The organism is Streptococcus sp. HMSC10A01, assembly GCF_001807785.1.
GTDB classification, from domain to species: Bacteria; Bacillota; Bacilli; order Lactobacillales; family Streptococcaceae; genus Streptococcus; species Streptococcus gordonii.
In genome coordinates, this window is record NZ_KV790976.1 from 1 (window position 1) to 17,154 (window position 17,154).

At 41.9% G+C, this 17,154-nt stretch carries 16 protein-coding genes; 8 read left to right on the forward strand and 8 right to left on the reverse strand.

The window, feature by feature from the left end; genetic code table 11:
• From HMPREF3108_RS06195 to HMPREF3108_RS06225, 7 genes are all read right to left on the reverse strand, one after another.
• The coding region (locus HMPREF3108_RS06195) for a restriction endonuclease subunit S (protein ID WP_070493840.1) at positions 1-1,109 on the reverse strand (1,109 nt) is incomplete at its 3' end.
• A complete protein-coding gene (rhuM, locus tag HMPREF3108_RS06200; RefSeq protein WP_070493843.1) occupies positions 1,102-2,112 on the reverse strand; it encodes a virulence RhuM family protein in 1,011 nt (336 codons plus the stop codon). The genes rhuM and HMPREF3108_RS06195, both read right to left, overlap by 8 nt.
• Complete coding sequence (locus HMPREF3108_RS06205) at positions 2,105-4,087, reverse strand: HsdM family class I SAM-dependent methyltransferase (RefSeq protein WP_048778003.1); 1,983 nt, start codon at positions 4,085-4,087, stop codon at positions 2,105-2,107. Before HMPREF3108_RS06205 ends, rhuM begins: the two co-directional genes overlap by 8 nt.
• A 12-nt stretch (positions 4,088-4,099) precedes the next feature.
• Complete coding sequence (locus HMPREF3108_RS06210; protein WP_048778006.1) at positions 4,100-4,663, reverse strand: GNAT family N-acetyltransferase; 564 nt, start codon at positions 4,661-4,663, stop codon at positions 4,100-4,102.
• Between the two features lie 259 nt (positions 4,664-4,922).
• Positions 4,923-5,177 carry a DUF1912 family protein gene (locus tag HMPREF3108_RS06215; RefSeq protein WP_048778009.1) on the reverse strand — a complete coding sequence of 85 codons (255 nt, stop codon included), beginning with the start codon at positions 5,175-5,177 and terminating at the stop codon, positions 4,923-4,925.
• 26 nt (positions 5,178-5,203) lie between these two features.
• Positions 5,204-6,565, reverse strand: a complete 1,362-nt coding sequence (locus HMPREF3108_RS06220) for a DUF438 domain-containing protein (RefSeq protein WP_070493846.1) — start codon at positions 6,563-6,565, stop codon at positions 5,204-5,206.
• A gap of 2 nt (positions 6,566-6,567) precedes the next feature.
• Entirely contained in the window at positions 6,568-6,798 is a 231-nt protein-coding gene (locus HMPREF3108_RS06225) for a DUF1858 domain-containing protein (RefSeq protein ID WP_070493849.1), read from the reverse strand.
• 253 nt (positions 6,799-7,051) lie between these two features.
• Here HMPREF3108_RS06225 and HMPREF3108_RS06230 point away from each other — a divergent pair, with 253 nt between their 5' ends.
• The 4 genes from HMPREF3108_RS06230 (at position 7,052) to HMPREF3108_RS06245 (ending at position 12,785) form a co-directional block, all read left to right on the forward strand.
• Entirely contained in the window at positions 7,052-8,479 is a 1,428-nt protein-coding gene (locus tag HMPREF3108_RS06230) for an AcpB/EbpR/MafR family transcriptional regulator (RefSeq protein WP_070493852.1), read from the forward strand.
• 157 nt (positions 8,480-8,636) lie between these two features.
• A complete protein-coding gene (gene glpK / locus HMPREF3108_RS06235; protein ID WP_002896985.1) occupies positions 8,637-10,145 on the forward strand; it encodes a glycerol kinase GlpK in 1,509 nt (502 codons plus the stop codon).
• Positions 10,146-10,186: 41 nt separating this feature from the next.
• Positions 10,187-12,013: a type 1 glycerol-3-phosphate oxidase gene (glpO, locus tag HMPREF3108_RS06240; protein ID WP_070493856.1), complete on the forward strand. Its 1,827-nt coding sequence runs from the start codon at positions 10,187-10,189 to the stop codon at positions 12,011-12,013.
• Positions 12,014-12,080: 67 nt separating this feature from the next.
• On the forward strand, positions 12,081-12,785 hold the full coding sequence (locus HMPREF3108_RS06245; protein WP_048778023.1) for an MIP/aquaporin family protein: 705 nt from the start codon (positions 12,081-12,083) through the stop codon (positions 12,783-12,785).
• Between the two features lie 183 nt (positions 12,786-12,968).
• Here HMPREF3108_RS06245 and rlmD read toward each other — a convergent pair whose 3' ends face one another.
• Positions 12,969-14,339, reverse strand: coding sequence for a 23S rRNA (uracil(1939)-C(5))-methyltransferase RlmD (gene rlmD, locus HMPREF3108_RS06250; RefSeq protein ID WP_070493859.1), 1,371 nt, complete (start codon positions 14,337-14,339; stop codon positions 12,969-12,971).
• Between the two features lie 55 nt (positions 14,340-14,394).
• Here rlmD and HMPREF3108_RS06255 point away from each other — a divergent pair, with 55 nt between their 5' ends.
• The 4 genes from HMPREF3108_RS06255 to HMPREF3108_RS06270 all read left to right on the forward strand — a co-directional run bounded on the left by HMPREF3108_RS06255 (position 14,395) and on the right by HMPREF3108_RS06270 (position 17,030).
• Complete coding sequence (locus tag HMPREF3108_RS06255) at positions 14,395-15,171, forward strand: aminoglycoside 3'-phosphotransferase (protein WP_070493862.1); 777 nt, start codon at positions 14,395-14,397, stop codon at positions 15,169-15,171.
• A 26-nt stretch (positions 15,172-15,197) separates the two neighbouring features.
• On the forward strand, positions 15,198-15,974 hold the full coding sequence (gene recX, locus HMPREF3108_RS06260) for a recombination regulator RecX (protein WP_048778030.1): 777 nt from the start codon (positions 15,198-15,200) through the stop codon (positions 15,972-15,974).
• Positions 15,975-16,063: 89 nt separating this feature from the next.
• Positions 16,064-16,597 (forward strand): nucleoside tri-diphosphate phosphatase, encoded by a 534-nt coding sequence (locus tag HMPREF3108_RS06265; protein WP_012000105.1) that lies wholly within the window; start codon positions 16,064-16,066, stop codon positions 16,595-16,597.
• Between the two features lie 115 nt (positions 16,598-16,712).
• Positions 16,713-17,030, forward strand: coding sequence for a DUF960 domain-containing protein (locus HMPREF3108_RS06270; RefSeq protein ID WP_008809152.1), 318 nt, complete (start codon positions 16,713-16,715; stop codon positions 17,028-17,030).
• Positions 17,031-17,154: the final 124 nt, after the last annotated feature.

Consider the following 17,154-nt stretch of genomic DNA (forward strand, 5'->3'; position numbering starts at 1 on the left):
ATATATATATATATATATATATATTCGAGCACTTCTTGGGCTTTATCCAGTTCTAATTTTTTCACAAAGTCAGACATATATTGGAAATTAGGGTTACCTTCTTTATCAGCTGGAAGAATGACTTTTTCTCTTTTTATACGGGTGTCGTTAATCTCTCTGTTAAAAGAATATTTTTCTTCTAAGCGTTTAACAACGGTGGACAAAAATAGATATGCGTATTTGTCTGCATTTTCAGACTTTAAAGCTGTTACGTGATCACTAGCCACAAACTCAAATTGCTGATAAAAAGTGGAACCGACACTTCCGCTATTGGCAAGAGTGAGGACATCTTCAAATTTCCGAACCCCTGTTTCATTTCCAATAAAGGCATCTACACCATTGTTTTCGGAAGTTGAGGAAATATAAGGTTTAGGACCATCTGTATGATTAGCTTTTGTCAGACGTTTTCCTCTTTGAATTTCTTGAAAAACTTCAGTGAAACGAAATGTTTTCCATTCTACCTTGTCTAGTCCTACCACATCTCCAGCTAGTTCAACCAATTTACGCTCATAATAATCAATGATTTTCTGAGCTTGTTGTTTCTGTTCTTGCTTGATGTAGTCTTCCATGAACTGCCAGTTCGGCTGACCTTGGAAATCGATAGGGAGCATGAGTTTTGATTTTCTCATCCTCTTTGGTCTCCATTTTTTACCATATTCAAAGCTTTCTCCACTTTTTTGAAGGAGTGGTATCAAGAAATGGGCCAACTCTTTTGTTAACACGAAATTTTTAAGATAAAGCGGAGTTATATCATGGCTACAGGTAAACATTTGTAACTGATAATAAATATGTCCAACTGAGCCATTGTTTGTAACAGCTAAGCAATTTCCGGGAAAAAATCTTAGATGAACATCTTTTGAAGATAAGTTGCCAACTTTATCCCAATTTTCAATAGTTTCTTTTCTATAAAAGGCTGTCACTCCGTTATTATTTTGAGTAGCACCTAAAAATGGTATCGTCCCATCTTTATCCAGAGGAGGCTTTTTATTATAATAACCATCTTTTATATCAAAAATATCAATTAGATCAAACCCCTCCCACTCCACATCCGTCAATTTTAACTTACTCATCTTTATCACCTGCCATTAGTTGTTTGATTTGCTTGTCAAAATCCGACACGATTTTCTGGGTGCGGTTGAACTTCTCATATTCTTGACTAGCTTTCTCATCTGCCTGTTTTTTAGAAATAGTTCCTTTTCCTTCTAGAATTTCATATTCATTGAAAGAAAGGAAACGGTCAATACTTTCTGCCAAAGATTGCATGGTAAAGGTATTGCGTCGCTCAACTAAACCTTCAATATAGTCAAAGTAAGAGGTTACGGTACGCTCCAGTTGACGGATTTCGGTTTCTTGCAAATAATTCTTAGCAACTGTTACATCCGATTTCAGTACTCGGCCATCTGGTGCATTCTTCCAAGTCGTTAACCCCATTTGATTCTTGTCAGCATCTGCCTTATGATAAATAATCTCAGCAGCAGTATTACCTGTAATAGCAAAATGAAACTTGTTCTGCACCATAGCATAGAAATTCTTAGTGATTTCAGAATTTCTATCGTAGTCAATAGCGCATTCTGCAAAAATATCGGTTATTTGCTGATAAATACGGCGTTCACTGGCACGAATGGAACGAATTCGCTCTAAGAGTTCACGGAAGTAATCTTGACCAAAGACCGTTTGTCCCTGTTTAAGACGCTCATCATCAAGTACGAACCCCTTAATAATAAATTCTTTTAAGGTATTCGTTGCCCAAATTCGAAATTGTGTTGCCTTAGTTGAATTGACGCGATAACCAACTGATATAATGGCATCAAGATTGTAATACTCCAATTCCCGCTGAACCGCTCTACTCCCCTCTTTTTGAACTGTTCGAAATTTTCGAACAGTTGCCAGCTTATCTAACTCGCCATCACTATAAATATTTGATAAATGGTGACTAACCGTTGATTTAGAAACTCCGAACAACTCAGAAATGCCTTTTTGTGTCAACCAAAGATTTTCATCTTGTAATAGAATATCTAAATTAACATCACCATTAGGTGTCGTATAAAGTACAAAATTAGAAATTTCATTCATACTCGTCACCTTTTTCCGCTGCCATCGGAAATTCCTCTATATCGGAAATTTCTTGGTAATTTTCTTGCTCTTCTATTCCAAAAAGATAACCACGGCCATGAGTAATCATATTGACTTCAAAAGTTAGATAATCTGCAATGGTCTTTTGAAAATCTTCCTCAGAAGGAATTTCATCATTAAAGTAATAGAAAGAGTGAAGCCATTCGTCATCAGCTTCAATCGTTGTTTGAACACAGAACTTAGTTTCTGCTTCCGTACGATCAAACCAGACATCAAGCAAGTGTTGTTTTTTATCTTTAGCTGTAGCTGTTTCAACCAGACCGATATGTTTAGAAACTTCAAAACCATCATTTTCAAAGTTGATAAATTTGCATTCTTTTTCAGGACGATGTGGTATACCAGCTGTAAATACTGCAATACAGGGATTTGTTCCTACTCCATAAAAGGTATTCTTATTAAGTGTGATAACCCCCTCTAAAGTATGATGTTTTAAAATGTTTTGTTTAGCTTCCTTTTCAAACTTAGTCTTCCCTGTAAAGGTGGACTGAGGAACAATAACAACAGTCTTAGCTCCTTCAACTAAAGAATTTAACAGATGTTCTGTAAAGTTAATTTCATACAATTCAGTATTAGTTTTCGAACCCATTGAATATGGCGGATTCATCATACCAACATTGCATTGTTTTAACTGAAGCTTACTAGGATTTTGACGTAGAAAGTCTTGGTTTTCAAGGTTACTTTTCCCATCACCCCGCAATATCATATTCGTCGTAGCAATTGTAAACATATAAGATTGCTCCTCGATCCCGAAGAGCTGATGTTTACGAATTTGCTCACGTTGATAATCACTTTCTGCTTTTGTTAACATATCATGCATAGCAGCTATTAGGAAACCTGCTGTACCACAAGTCGGATCAAAAACCTTATCTGTCGGTTTTAAATCAACTAAATCACAAAATAGTTCTGTGATATGTTTTGGTGTTAAGACAATGCCTAAGTTCTGACCGTCTCCTCCAGAGTATGACATAAATTCCCCGTAGAAACGACCAAGATAATCTTCGGCAGAACTGTTATATCTTAAACTTTGATAAATACTCTTATAAAGAAATTCTGTAAAGTGTTTGATAGGTGTTTTGCCTAGATTAGCATTCTTCTCATTAATTTTTACATCGTCTCTGATGATGGCAAACTGACTAAGTAGTTTATCTTTTTTTACTTCGGGAGATACATTAGCACGCTGAAGATTAGACTTGATGGCAGTATATATCTTTGACCCGTCTGTTTTTACAGTATCTCCAGTTAAACTTTCCAAAGAGAAGTTTCCATGCTCCGTTTCTCTCAATGCTAACAGGATTCCTGAAACAATTAGAGGTTTGTTTTTTTCTTCAATATTGCCGTAATTTCTCAAATCATTATGTAAAGTCGCTGCATCTTTTAAAATCTCAGCTGTTTCTTTTTCAAAATTGGTTTCTTCTTGAAGAATCTCTTTTACGTAATATTCATCAATATTATCTATTGAAAAGGAAATCAAAGTCTCAATGTCTGCAAGTTCAAAATACTCACCACGTTCATTTACAAAAACAGGAGTAATGCGGTGTTTTTTTTCATTACCACTAATCCCTACGGCAATAATTTTTTTTAAACTAACCTTATCTGCTAAATGCTTAGCATAAAAAACCGCTCCGTTAACTGCATAGTCTGTATTTGATTTAATATCATCAGCAATTAAGTCATCATCCGTATAATTGATATGTTTTGATAATCCAGGTTTATCCTCAATAATAATTAAAAAATCTTTAACAATTCCAACATATTCTGGAAAACCTGAATTTCCAGTCCCTTTTTTCGAGGCAGTTTTCAGAGCTTCATTAATCTCTTTAACATTACTTCCCTGTGCATCAAAATATTCACGAATTCCTGCTTCCTTCAAAAGTTCATGAACCCATAAATCAGTATTTACTTCTTTTTTTGCCATAATTAGTTCCTTTTAATTACTAAACTCCCACTCACTCCTCAGCAATCCATATATCAGACTGTCACAGCGATTACCTTGGGCATCTTTGCGGTCTCGGATGCGAGCTTCAAGGGTAAAACCTAATTTTTCAGCGACTCGTTGACTTTGAAGATTATAGCCAAAGCAAGACAATTCAATTTTATGTAGATTCAATTCTTTAAAAGCTAGGTCAATCAAGGCACGCGCTGCTTCTGGAACATAGCCTCGCCCCCAGTAGTCTGGGTGCAAGATATAGCCAATCTCAAGCACATCGTCTTCGTGGCGATGGTTGAAATCAACAGAGCCGATGACTTTATCAGTTCCTTTAACAACAATCCCGTAGCCTGCTGGGAGATTTTCCTTTTGATTACGCGCAGGAAGGATATGCTCCAGATAATAAATCTCATCTTCCAAGGTTTTGACGGGCGGAAAGCCTGCTGGGTAGGAGACTTCTGGCCGACTGGCATAGTCAAAGATATCCACTGCATCAGCCACGGTGCGGACTCGTAACACTAGCCGTTCCGTTTCTAACCGTTCTGGTAACTCAGCTCTTGTCATTCTTCTCCCTCGCTTTCTACAAAAAATCGTCCCTGCCATTTACATGACAGGGACGAATGTGTTTATCCGCGGTACCACCCAATTTCGGGCAGAGCCCGCAACTTTAGTCTTTAAAATAAAAAGACAATAATATTTCATTTTCATCCATCAGCAACCAGTTTTGACACAATTGTGGACTTCTCAGCACCGCCACTTTCTGTAAAATGCTTGACTCAAAACACCTCTGATGAACCTATTCTATCACCTTTCCAGCGAAAAATCAATAATTTCTCTCACCCAAAAGTCCGTCTGGCAGGTCGTGAAATGCTTTGCCCGCCTGATAGTTGGCGAATTTCCCTAAAAGGAACTGGTAGGCATCAAGACGACTTTCATAGCGAATGGCCGCTTCCTTGGCCCGCTCGTCCTGGTCCGCCTCGTAGACCGCCTGGCTCTCCTTGAGGGCCATCTCGTTAATCATTACCTGGGTCTTGACCCAAGCTTCAAAGTCTTGTAAAAATTCCTGTTCGAAGCTCATTTTTCTCACTTTCTAACTGCAAATACCTAGTCCAAATCTCGGTAAAAATCACTGTCAATGTCACGGAAGGGCTGAATGTCCTGTACATACTCCAGCACCCCTTGAAATTCACCGGCCTCATCCCGCACCGCCGCATAGGTCACATGGACAAACTTGCCCCGCGATTCCGACTTGAACCACATCTCAAACTTGTCCCGCTCTCCCTCTCGCAAAGCCTTGAAAATCCGCCGCACCTTGTCCAAAAACTTGGGCGGGTGACAGAGCTCAACATTGCGCCCTATCTGGGAAGGCGTCCGCTTGAAAATCATCTCATCCGCTAGCACGCTGTCATTATAATACTGGAAAATATCGTCCTTATTGACAAAGGTAATCTCCATGGGCAGATGGTCCAAAATCAGATTGGCCTCCGCCACCGACAGGTAGCCATGACCAAAAGTCTGCTGGGAGTCCCGATTAAAGGTTTGCTCCTTCTTTTCCTTGGGCTTAAAGGAAATAGTGACCTGACCATCCGGCGTATCAATGACCTGCTGAAATCTGCCATCACTAGTCTGTTCTGTGCTGGCTGACGCTTCGCTTCCTTCATCAGCAGCATTCCCAGCTTCCTCCTCCGAGAATTTGTGCCGCGCAGGAATCCATTTCTCTGTTGGCTTGATGATAGCATAGCCATAAGCATCGCTCTCCTCAGCAATCTTGAGCCAGTCGTCCTGATGAAAGGACTCAAGGAGTATCATGAGAAGGATAGACTCTTCCTTGAAAATCATAGCTTCAAACTCAGCCGCAAAGGTCTCAAACTTGTCCTTGACTTCTTCAATTGAAGTATCTGGCAGTTGCTCTGCAGCAGTCTTAGCCTCTTGGAAAAGGTCTCGAATCTGATCATCTACCCCCCACATGACCTTGGGTGGCGAATCGTGGCCGTAGCTCTCCATGATAGGGAACATGAGCTCTTCCTTACGCTGATAGTGGAGATCAAACTGCCCTAACAAACCCAGCTGGCGCTGGAGTCCCTTGCGGATTTCTGGAAGAAGGTCCTCATCTTCTGTGCTTTCATAGGTAGATAGGAGCCTGCGAACCCGCATAAGGGCAGCCCTCAAAGCTAGATTTTCTTGCTTGAAGATCTGAACAGGATGGCCTGGATGGTCGGTATCAGCCACCTCTACATTCTGAATGGCACCTTTAAAGAGGTTGGCATGGACATTGCAGAGGGACATGACATCTTCGAAGGTCACTCCCGTATCTGAGTTCATCAGCTCATGCTCCATCAGGCTGATCTCTATAGCGGACACACCAGCGAAATGCTCATTGAAAAGCTCCTGAACAGACTCTGCAGAAGCTCCGTTATGTAGGTCCAGCAAGATAGACTTGAGGACTTCAATGCGTTCAGTAGCCATGCCTAAATCCCCACCACTTCATAGCCGTTTAATTCCAGACTTTGCTTGATTTTATTCAGGTCAATGCCGTTCATACCAGCGCCTTTTTTGATAGAAACCACGCGCCCGACTGTATTACGCATGACTGGATTGGCCAGAGGCGTAAAGCCTAATTCTACCAAGACATCCAAAACCTCGGGATGCTTCTCAATCACTTCTGCCACCGGGATAGACAAATCAATCACATTATCCATAGCTGCTCCTTCATCGTCATTTTTCTACAATTATACCATAAAAAAGCTATCAGACTCAAAGCAAAAAAGCAGGAGTGTCTGCTCCTCTTATACTTGTTCAAAAGAAATTGAATAACGAATTAAGATAGACATGATGACAGACTTCTGCCTTCCATTATTGCCTCAGGCGACGATAAGAAAAATTGAAGCACATTGTTTCTTCTTTTTCCTATTTTGTGTTAAGCTAAGACTAGTGAATTGAAAGGGTTTTCGTATGTATTTAGCAGACTTAATGGAAAAGAGTGAGGCGGGGCAGTTTATTGTCCTGTCTTATTTACAGCAACATTCTACATCCAGTTTGAAGGACGTCATGTCTGAAACAGGCTTCTCGAAAGCAACCCTGACCAAGTACATTAGCCTGATAAATGACAAGGCTAGCGACCATCATGTAGCCTTATCCATCCAGCTTCAGGACGAATCGCTCAGTCTGTCTGTCGGTCCAGATACCAAGGGACGGGACATTCGCAGACTCTTTTTGGACAATGCTGTCAAATACCAGATTTTAGACTACCTGCTCTACCATCAGCAGTTTTTAGCCCATCAATTAGCCCAAGAGCTGATGATTAGTGAAGCAACACTCGGCCGTCATATATCCGGTTTAAATCAGATTTTATCAGAGTTTGAGCTATCTATCCAAAATGGCCGCCTGAAAGGGCCTGAACACCAGATCCGCTATTTTTATTTCTGCCTCTTTCGCAAGGTCTGGTCCAGCCAAGATTGGGAAAAGGAACTTCAAAAATCTGAAAGAAAACAGGAAGTTGCCGTCTTAGAAGAACTCTGCGGAGCCCAGCTCTCTCAAGGCCAGAGATTGGACTTGGCCCTTTGGGCACATATCACCCAACAGCGCCTAAGAGTCAATGCCTGTCAATTCAAAGACATTGAGCAGAAAATGCAGGGCTATTTTGAAAATATCTTCTACCAGCGCTTGCATCGCAGGACAAATGATTTCTTTGCTGGACAGCACATCACTCTGAGTCAGGAAGACGGGGAAATGATGATTTTCTTTTCATTTCTGCTTTCCCATCGGGTTCTACCCTTACACACCATGGAGTATATTCTGGGCTTTGGCGGTGAAATTGCCAGTCTGATTACGCAACTGATTCAAGAGATGAAGGGCCAGAACTTGCTAGGGGACTACATCGAAGACCAAGTGACCTACGAACTAAGCCAGCTCTGCGCCAGTGTCTTTCTTTTCAAAGGCTATCTCTTGCAAGACAAATACAAGTATGACTTGGAATTGCGCCATCCTTACTTATGGAGCGAATACGATTATCGACAAGTGGCAGACACGATTTTTAGCAAACTGCCTATTTTCCAGCAGGGAACATCTCTGGATAAAAAGATTTTGTGGGAATGGCTCCAGCTGATGGAGTACATTGCTGAAAATGACGGTCAAGTCATCAAGATAGGCATGGACTTGACCGATAGCTTTATAGTTGTTCCCAGAATGACGGCCATTTTAAGGCGGTACTTAGAGTACAATCGCTTTATTACGATTGAATCCTACGACCTTACCAAAAATTACGATCTCATCATCACAAACAATCCCATCCATCAGAACCAACAGATTCCCGTCTATTATTTAAAAAATGACTTGGATTTGGAAGATTTAGCAAAAATTCGGAACATGATATTTCATTGAGAAACTTGGAGAAATCCAGGTTTCTTTGTGATTTTCGCACAATCTCCTCAGATTTTTTTAAAATTTAAAAAAAGTTGATGAAAAAGAAAGCGTTTTATTTTATATACTAGTTACTGTAGAGGAAACATCCTCAAGATTTTTACTAGGAGGACAGTTCATGTCACAAGAAAAATACATCATGGCCATTGACCAAGGAACAACTAGTTCCCGCGCCATCATCTTTAACAAAAAAGGAGAAAAAGTTAGCTCCAGTCAAAAAGAATTTACTCAGATTTTCCCTCAAGCTGGATGGGTTGAGCACAATGCCAATGAAATTTGGAACTCTGTGCAGTCCGTTATCGCCGGTGCCTTCATCGAAAGTGGAGTAAAACCTAACCAAATTGAAGCCATCGGAATCACCAACCAGCGTGAGACAACTGTCGTCTGGGATAAGAATACGGGACTTCCTATCTATAATGCTATCGTTTGGCAATCTCGTCAGACAGCTCCTCTAGCTGAACAGCTGAAAAGCCAAGGCTACGTAGAAAAATTCCATGAAAAGACTGGTTTGATCATCGATGCTTACTTCTCTGCTACCAAGGTTCGCTGGATTTTGGATCATGTAGAGGGAGCGCAAGAAAGAGCTGAAAAGGGTGAATTGCTCTTTGGTACTATTGATACCTGGCTGGTTTGGAAATTGACTGACGGTGCGGCTCATGTGACCGACTACTCAAATGCAGCCCGTACCATGCTCTATAACATCAAGGAACTCAAATGGGACGACGAGATTTTGGAAATCCTTAACATTCCAAAAGCTATGCTTCCAGAAGTTCGTTCCAACTCTGAAATCTACGGCAAGACTGCTCCATTCCATTTCTACGGTGGAGAAGTTCCAATCTCTGGTATGGCTGGTGACCAACAGGCAGCTCTCTTTGGACAGTTAGCTTTTGAGCCTGGTATGGTCAAAAACACTTACGGAACTGGTTCCTTCATCATCATGAACACCGGTGAAGAGATGCAGCTGTCTGAAAACAACCTCTTGACAACCATCGGCTACGGTATCAACGGCAAGGTTTACTATGCTTTAGAAGGTTCTATCTTCATTGCCGGAAGTGCCATTCAATGGCTGCGCGACGGTCTTCGGATGGTTGAAAATTCACCAGAATCTGAAAAATATGCCCTAGATTCTCACAACAATGACGAAGTCTATGTCGTACCTGCCTTTACAGGTCTGGGCGCTCCCTACTGGGATCAAAATGCACGTGGATCTGTCTTTGGTTTGACCCGCGGAACCAGCAAGGAAGACTTTATCAAGGCTACTCTGCAATCCATCGCTTACCAAGTACGCGACATCATTGATACCATGCAGGTGGATGCCAAGACTGCTATTCAAGTCCTCAAAGTCGACGGCGGTGCTGCTATGAACAACTTCCTCATGCAGTTCCAGGCTGACATTTTGGGAATCGATATTGCCCGTGCTAAAAACTTAGAAACAACTGCTCTCGGTGCAGCCTTCTTGGCAGGTCTGTCAGTAGGCTACTGGAAAGACTTAGACGAACTCCGTACTCTCAATGAAACTGGAGAACTCTTTGAGCCGTCTATGAATGAATCTCGCAAGGAACAGCTCTACAAAGGATGGAAAAAAGCCGTTAAAGCAACTCAAGTCTTTGCAGAAATCGACGACTAATACTGAAAGAATAACGCGACTTAATTAGAAAGTGTGTAAATATGGAATTTTCAAAGAAAACACGTGAATTATCGATTAAAAAATTGCAGGAACGCACCTTGGACCTCCTGATTATTGGTGGGGGGATTACCGGTGCTGGTGTAGCCTTACAAGCAGCTGCAAGTGGCCTGGAGACTGGTCTGATTGAAATGCAGGACTTTGCCGAAGGGACTTCTAGCCGCTCTACCAAATTGGTCCATGGTGGCCTTCGTTACCTCAAACAATTTGACGTAGAAGTGGTCTCAGATACAGTTTCTGAGCGTGCCGTGGTACAGCAAATTGCCCCTCATATTCCAAAACCAGATCCTATGCTACTTCCTGTTTATGAAGAAGAGGGCGCTACTTTCAGTCTCTTCCGCCTCAAAGTGGCTATGGACCTCTATGACCTCTTGGCCGGTGTCAACAACACTCCTGCTGCCAACAAAGTTTTAAGCAAGGAGGAAGTCCTAGAACGGGAACCTGAACTTAAGAAGGAAGGCTTAGTCGGTGGCGGTGTCTATCTTGACTTCCGCAACAACGACGCTCGTCTCGTAATTGAAAATATCAAACGTGCCAACCAAGACGGCGCCCTGATTGCCAACCATGTCAAGGCAGAAGGCTTCCTCTTTGATGAAGCTGGAAAGATTACAGGCGTTGTTGCGCGTGACCTCTTGACAGATGAAGTCTTTGAAATCAAGGCTCGTTTGGTTATCAACACAACTGGACCTTGGAGCGACAAGGTTCGCAATCTGTCAAATGATGGTGAGCAATATTCTCAAATGCGTCCAACCAAGGGTGTTCACTTGGTAGTTGACTCTAGCAAGATTAAGGTTTCTCAGCCAGTCTACTTTGATACAGGCTTGGGAGACGGTCGGATGGTCTTTGTTCTTCCACGTGAAAACAAGACTTACTTTGGTACGACTGACACTGACTACACTGGTGACCTGGAGCATCCAAAAGTAACACAAGAAGATGTAGATTACCTCTTGGGCATTGTCAACAATCGCTTCCCAGAAGCAAAGATCACAATTGACGATATCGAAAGCAGCTGGGCAGGTCTGCGTCCTCTGATTGCAGGAAACAGTGCTTCTGACTACAATGGCGGAAACAACGGTACCATCAGCGACGAAAGCTTCAATGCATTGATTGCGACCGTTGAAAGCTACCTGGCTAAAGAAAAATCACGTGAGGATGTCGAAGCGGCTGTTACCAAACTCGAAAGCAGCACTTCTGAAAAACACTTGGACCCATCTGCAGTTTCACGTGGTTCCAGCCTGGAACGTGATAACAATGGTCTCTTGACTCTTGCTGGCGGTAAAATCACAGACTATCGTAAGATGGCGGAAGGTGCTATGGAGCGTGTCGTTGACATCCTCAGAGCAGAATTTGACCGCAGCTTCAAGCTCATCAACTCTAAGACTTACCCTGTTTCAGGTGGAGAGCTCAATCCAGCAAATGTGAATTCCGAAATCGAAGCCTTTGCTCAACTTGGTGTCTCACGCGGCTTAGACAGCAAAGAAGCCTTCTATCTTGCAAACCTTTACGGTTCAAATGCTCCTAAAGTCTATGCCCTCGCTCACAGCATTGAGCAAGCACCAGGTCTCAGCCTGGCAGATACCTTGTCACTGCACTATGCTATGCGTAATGAATTAGCACTCAGCCCAGTTGACTTCCTGCTTCGCCGGACAAATCACATGCTCTTTATGCGAGATAGTTTAGACGCTATTGTAGAGCCTGTTCTGGATGAAATGGGACGATTCTACGACTGGACAGAAGATGAAAAAGCAGCTTATCGAAATGATGTTCAAGCTGCCCTTGCAAATAACGATTTAGAAGAATTAAAAAAATAGAAAATACGAGAAGAGGCGGTAGACCAAGAACTGTCTACCACCCCTTCTTTTAAATGGAGTAACATAGATGATGAAAGAAATATTTGGCGAATTTTTAGGAACACTGCTCTTGCTCCTTTTGGGTAATGGTGTAGTTGCAGGTGTGGTTCTTCCCAAAACTAAGAGTCACAATTCAGGCTGGATTGTGATTACCATGGGATGGGGGATCGCTGTTGCCATCGCTGCTTTTGTATCTGGCAACCTTGGCCCAGCCCATCTGAACCCTGCCCTAACTATCGGAGTCGCTCTGAAAGGTGATTTGCCATGGGCATCTGTTCTTCCTTACATCCTCGCTCAGTTTGCAGGTGCTATGGTCGGACAGTTCCTTGTCTTCCTACAATTCAAACCTCACTATCTCTCTGAAGAAAATCCAGCTAACGTCTTGGGTACATTCAGCACAGGCCCAGCTATCAAAGATACCTTCTCTAACCTGATTAGCGAAATCCTTGGAACTTTTGTTCTAGTGCTGACTATCTTCGCTCTTGGACTTTATAAGCTACAAGCAGGCATTGGCACTTTTGCAGTCGGAATATTGATTATCGGGATTGGACTATCACTTGGTGGAACAACTGGCTATGCCCTCAATCCAGCTCGTGACTTAGGACCTCGCATCATGCACAGTCTTCTTCCCATTCCAAATAAAGGTGATGGTGATTGGAGCTATGCTTGGATTCCAGTTATCGGACCAATCATTGGTGCTGTCCTTGCAGTCCTAGTCTTTGGATTATTCTAATATAACCTATTATCATTAGAGAACGCTTGACGAGTGTTCTCTTTTTTTGACTAATTGATTAGGCTAAGACTGAATCCCTATAAAACCATTGCAATTTTGACAAAAGAAAAGACTTAGCCCTGTATTAAAGAAAACTAAGTCCTTTTTAGAATGATTTTGTTAGCTCTTGCGAGCTGCTTACGATTAACTCGAACGAGAGCTATCTCGCTTGGATAATTTCACCACTGCCTCGGTCCGAGCGGTATGCGGAAACATATCAACCGACTGGATATAGTGAACATCGTAGACCTGAGAGAGCTTGACTAAATCCCGAGCCAGAGTTGAGACATTGCAGGAAACGTAGACCATCTTCTCAGGTGCATAGCGGACAATTGTCTCCAGCAGCTTATCGTCCAGACCAGTTCGTGGCGGATCGACAATCAAGGCATCCGCCCGAAAACCCTCAGTATACCAGCGAGGAATAATCTCCTCTGCCGTTCCAGCCTCGTAGAGTGTATTGTCAAAGCCCATGCGTTTCGCATTGCGTTTAGCGTCTTCAATGGCCTCAGGGATGATGTCCATGCCCCTCAGAGACTTGACTCTTTTAGCAAAGGCAAAGCCGATGGTTCCAACCCCGCAATAAGCATCAATCAAATGGTCTTCTTTCGTCACATCAAGCGCCTTAACCGCCTCCCCGTAGAGCACCTCTGTCTGCTCAGGATTGAGCTGATAGAAAGCCCGAGGCGACAGGGAGAATTCATAGTCCAGCACCCCTTCTTGGATAGCCTCTTCCCCCCAGATAATCTCTGTCTTATCCCCATAAATCTCACTGGACTTGCTCGTATGATAATTGACCGCTACTGTTTCCAACTCTGGAAATTCCGCCACTAGGTCTCGAACGACTGGAGAAAAGTCCAGTTTGCGGCCTGTCACAAAAATCATCTGCACCTGCCCCGTCTTTCTGGCTCTGCGAATCATGACAGTGCGTACTCCAGCAGTCTTTCGTTCATCATAAATAGGCAGCCTGTACTTGCCTAAAAGCCGAGCCACCTTATTAATGATCTGTTGAGTCACCTTGTCCTGAACCAGACAGTTTTTCAGCGAGACCAGATAGTGGGAATTCTGGGCATAGAGCCCAGCCTTGACCTCATCCTTGAACTTCCGAGTCTGAAACTGCAGCTTAGCCCGATAATAGAGCGGCTCCTGCATACCAATGGTCGGACGAATCTCATAGTTCTCATAGCCAGCTGGCGCAAATTTTTTCAAGGCCTGACGCAGCAAATCCTCCTTAAACTCCAACTGCTTGTCATAATGGAGGTGCATAATTTGACAGCCCCCGCAGCTATCATAAATCTCACAAGGCGCCTCCACCCGAAATTTCGACCGTTTGTTAATTGTCAAGAGCTTGGCCTCGATAAAATTACGCTGAATCCTGGTCACCTGACAGTAGACTTCCTCACCCTTCAAAGCCCCTGGCACAAAGACCAGGGTTTTCTTATAAAATCCAATTCCTTCCCCATTAATCCCCATTTTCTTAATTTTCAAAGGGATTCTTTGCTTCACTTTCACATTCATGCTTCTATTATACCACGCTGCCTCGCATTAGTTGAGAATATGTTACAATAAAAGTATGAAATCAAAAAAAATATCCCTTCCACTAGACCATTTCCCTGAGCAAATACGAACTTATCTAGAGGGAGCTAATTTTTACGACAGCTCCTCACATTCTGCAGCCAGTGTTTTCTATGCTGATACGGGCTATTATTTGAAAATCGACCAAAAAGGCCAGTTAGCACAAGAGGCCACACTGGCCAAGTGGTTTGAAAAACAAGGGCTCGGTGTGTCTGTCATTCACTACCTGACAGCAGATAAAGACTACTTGCTGACTAAAGAAGCCGAGGGCAAGGACGCCCTCGCCTTTCTCCAACAGCCAGAAGAACTTTGCCAAACGATGGCTGTCACACTCAGAAGACTTCACAGCCTCCAACCCCAGCATTTCCCAATCCAGCATCGCCTCCAACACTATAAAGAGCAAGCAGAGGAAAATTATCGGAAAGGCTGCTTTTATCAAAAAGCCTTGCTGCCTCAATTTCATATCCAAAGCCGTGAGGAAGCCTACCAGATTATCCAAGAACAGGGACACCTATTGACGACGGACGCCCTGATTCATGGAGATGCCTGCTTGCCTAATTTTATCCTGAAAGACGCAGAAACCTTCTCCTGCTTTATTGACGTTGGCCTCGCTGGCCTCAGTGATCGCCACATTGACCTTTACTGGGCCATCTGGTCTCTTACTTATAATTTATCTGACCGTCAATATGCAGAGCTCTTTCTTGACTACTATGGCAGGAAGGATGTTGATACCGATAAACTACGCTTGATAGCTGCCTTTGAAGCATTTAGCTAGAAGAAAGGAATTTACCAAAATCCCCTATGAAAATCACAAAAATCGAAAAGAAAAAAAGACTCTACCTCTTGGAGTTGGACGACAGTGAAAAGCTCTATATTACAGAAGACACCATCGTTCGCTTCATGCTGTCCAAAGGAATGGAAATCACAGAGCAGAAGCTAAAAGAAATTCAAGACTATGCCCAATTTTCTTACGGAAAAAATCTAGCCCTCTACCATCTCTCCTTCAAGCAAAGAACTGTCAAGGAAGTGAAAGACTACTTAACGCAGCACGACATCCAACCGAAAACCATCAGCCAGGTCTTGGACAATCTAAAAAAAGATAATTGGATTAATGATAGAAAGTATGCTAATTCTTTTATCCAATCCAACCTTCTCACTGGTGACAAAGGCGCTTTTGTTCTCAAGCAAAAGCTCACGCAAAAAGGAATTTCTAGCACTATCATAGAAGAAGAATTGAGCCAGTTTGATTTTACTGAATTAACAGACAAGGTTGCCGAAAAGCTTCTCAAAAAATACCAGGGAAAACTGCCCAGCAAGGCCCTACAAGATAAAATTCTTCAATCCTTGATAAACAAAGGTTTTTCATATAGCCAAGCCCAAAAAGCCTATCAACATTTGGACATCAAAGAAGACCAAGAGAACCAAGAAGAGCTACTCTATAAAGAGTTAGACAAGCAATACCGCAAGTACTCAAAAAAGTACGACGGCTATGACTTAAAACAGCGTCTGACCCAAGCTCTAGCTCGCAAAGGCTATGATTTCTCCGACATCGCTAGCGCTCTGAGAGACTATTTCTAAAAATTTTAGGGAAAAACTTAGAATTATTCATGAAAATATGATACAATAGTTAGTGATAAACTTTAAAAATTGTAGAAAGTTGGTAAAAAATGAGACTTCCAAAAGAAGGCGACTTTATTACAATTCAAAGTTATAAGCATGATGGTAGCTTGCACCGTACATGGCGCGACACCATGGTACTAAAAACAACAGAAAATGCGATTATTGGGGTAAATGACCATACTCTTGTTACTGAGAGTGACGGACGACGCTGGGTCACTCGTGAACCAGCAATCGTGTATTTTCATAGGAAATATTGGTTTAATATCATTGCAATGATTCGAGAAAATGGCACATCTTATTACTGCAATCTAGCCAGCCCCTACTATCTCGATAGTGAAGCTTTAAAATACATTGACTACGACCTAGATGTAAAAGTCTTTGCTGACGGAGAAAAACGCCTGCTAGATGTAGAAGAATACGAACGCCATAAGAAAAAAATGAATTATTCAAATGACTTAGATTATATTCTAAAGGAAAATGTAAAAATTCTTGTTGATTGGATCAACCAAGAGCGTGGACCATTTTCGCAAGCTTATGTTAACATTTGGTACAAACGCTATATAGAACTAAAGAATCGCTAAAGTTGTCAAAAGAGCTCACGCTCTTTTTGTTTTCCAAAAATGAAAAGCAATTTCTTGCAATCTAAGCAATTTTTCAGTATCATAAAGAAAACAATTTACGAAAGGAGCAGTTAATATGGCATTTACCAACACTAAAGGACGATATGCTAGTTTTGGAATAGTTACTAGTTTACCAGATGAAGTCATTGATACATTTTGGTACATTATTGATAACTTCCTCAAAGATACATTTCCACTAGAAAATCTCATCCAATTCGAACTTCTTAATAATAATGGAAAACTAACTTATCGATTTTCTGAAGCTCATCTTGATACACTGATCTCCTTCGATTTCACATATAAATTCAATCCATTCTATCCTCGAACTATCTACATTACAGATAATAATGGAAAAGAAACGATTATGTTAGCAGATGAATACTCAATCATGTAATAAACAAATCTATTATGAAAAAAGTCAATTGAAGAAACTTCAATTGACTTTTTTTAAAAATAAAAAACTAAACCATAAGTTTAGCCCAAATTAAATACAATCGGGAAGACAGGATTCGAACCTG

Excerpts from the sequence above, each read along its gene's own strand:
- rhuM (WP_070493843.1), bottom strand. The coding sequence starts at position 2,112 with ATGAATGAAATTTCTAATTTTGTACTTTATACGACACCTAATGGTGAT.
- HMPREF3108_RS06205 (WP_048778003.1), bottom strand. The coding sequence starts at position 4,087 with ATGGCAAAAAAAGAAGTAAATACTGATTTATGGGTTCATGAACTTTTG.
- HMPREF3108_RS06210 (WP_048778006.1), bottom strand. The coding sequence starts at position 4,663 with ATGACAAGAGCTGAGTTACCAGAACGGTTAGAAACGGAACGGCTAGTG.
- HMPREF3108_RS06215 (WP_048778009.1), bottom strand. The coding sequence starts at position 5,177 with ATGAGCTTCGAACAGGAATTTTTACAAGACTTTGAAGCTTGGGTCAAG.
- HMPREF3108_RS06220 (WP_070493846.1), bottom strand. The coding sequence starts at position 6,565 with ATGGCTACTGAACGCATTGAAGTCCTCAAGTCTATCTTGCTGGACCTA.
- HMPREF3108_RS06225 (WP_070493849.1), bottom strand. The coding sequence starts at position 6,798 with ATGGATAATGTGATTGATTTGTCTATCCCGGTGGCAGAAGTGATTGAG.
- HMPREF3108_RS06230 (WP_070493852.1), top strand. The coding sequence starts at position 7,052 with ATGTATTTAGCAGACTTAATGGAAAAGAGTGAGGCGGGGCAGTTTATT.
- glpK (WP_002896985.1), top strand. The coding sequence starts at position 8,637 with ATGTCACAAGAAAAATACATCATGGCCATTGACCAAGGAACAACTAGT.
- glpO (WP_070493856.1), top strand. The coding sequence starts at position 10,187 with ATGGAATTTTCAAAGAAAACACGTGAATTATCGATTAAAAAATTGCAG.
- HMPREF3108_RS06245 (WP_048778023.1), top strand. The coding sequence starts at position 12,081 with ATGATGAAAGAAATATTTGGCGAATTTTTAGGAACACTGCTCTTGCTC.
- rlmD (WP_070493859.1), bottom strand. The coding sequence starts at position 14,339 with ATGAATGTGAAAGTGAAGCAAAGAATCCCTTTGAAAATTAAGAAAATG.
- HMPREF3108_RS06255 (WP_070493862.1), top strand. The coding sequence starts at position 14,395 with ATGAAATCAAAAAAAATATCCCTTCCACTAGACCATTTCCCTGAGCAA.
- recX (WP_048778030.1), top strand. The coding sequence starts at position 15,198 with ATGAAAATCACAAAAATCGAAAAGAAAAAAAGACTCTACCTCTTGGAG.
- HMPREF3108_RS06265 (WP_012000105.1), top strand. The coding sequence starts at position 16,064 with ATGAGACTTCCAAAAGAAGGCGACTTTATTACAATTCAAAGTTATAAG.
- HMPREF3108_RS06270 (WP_008809152.1), top strand. The coding sequence starts at position 16,713 with ATGGCATTTACCAACACTAAAGGACGATATGCTAGTTTTGGAATAGTT.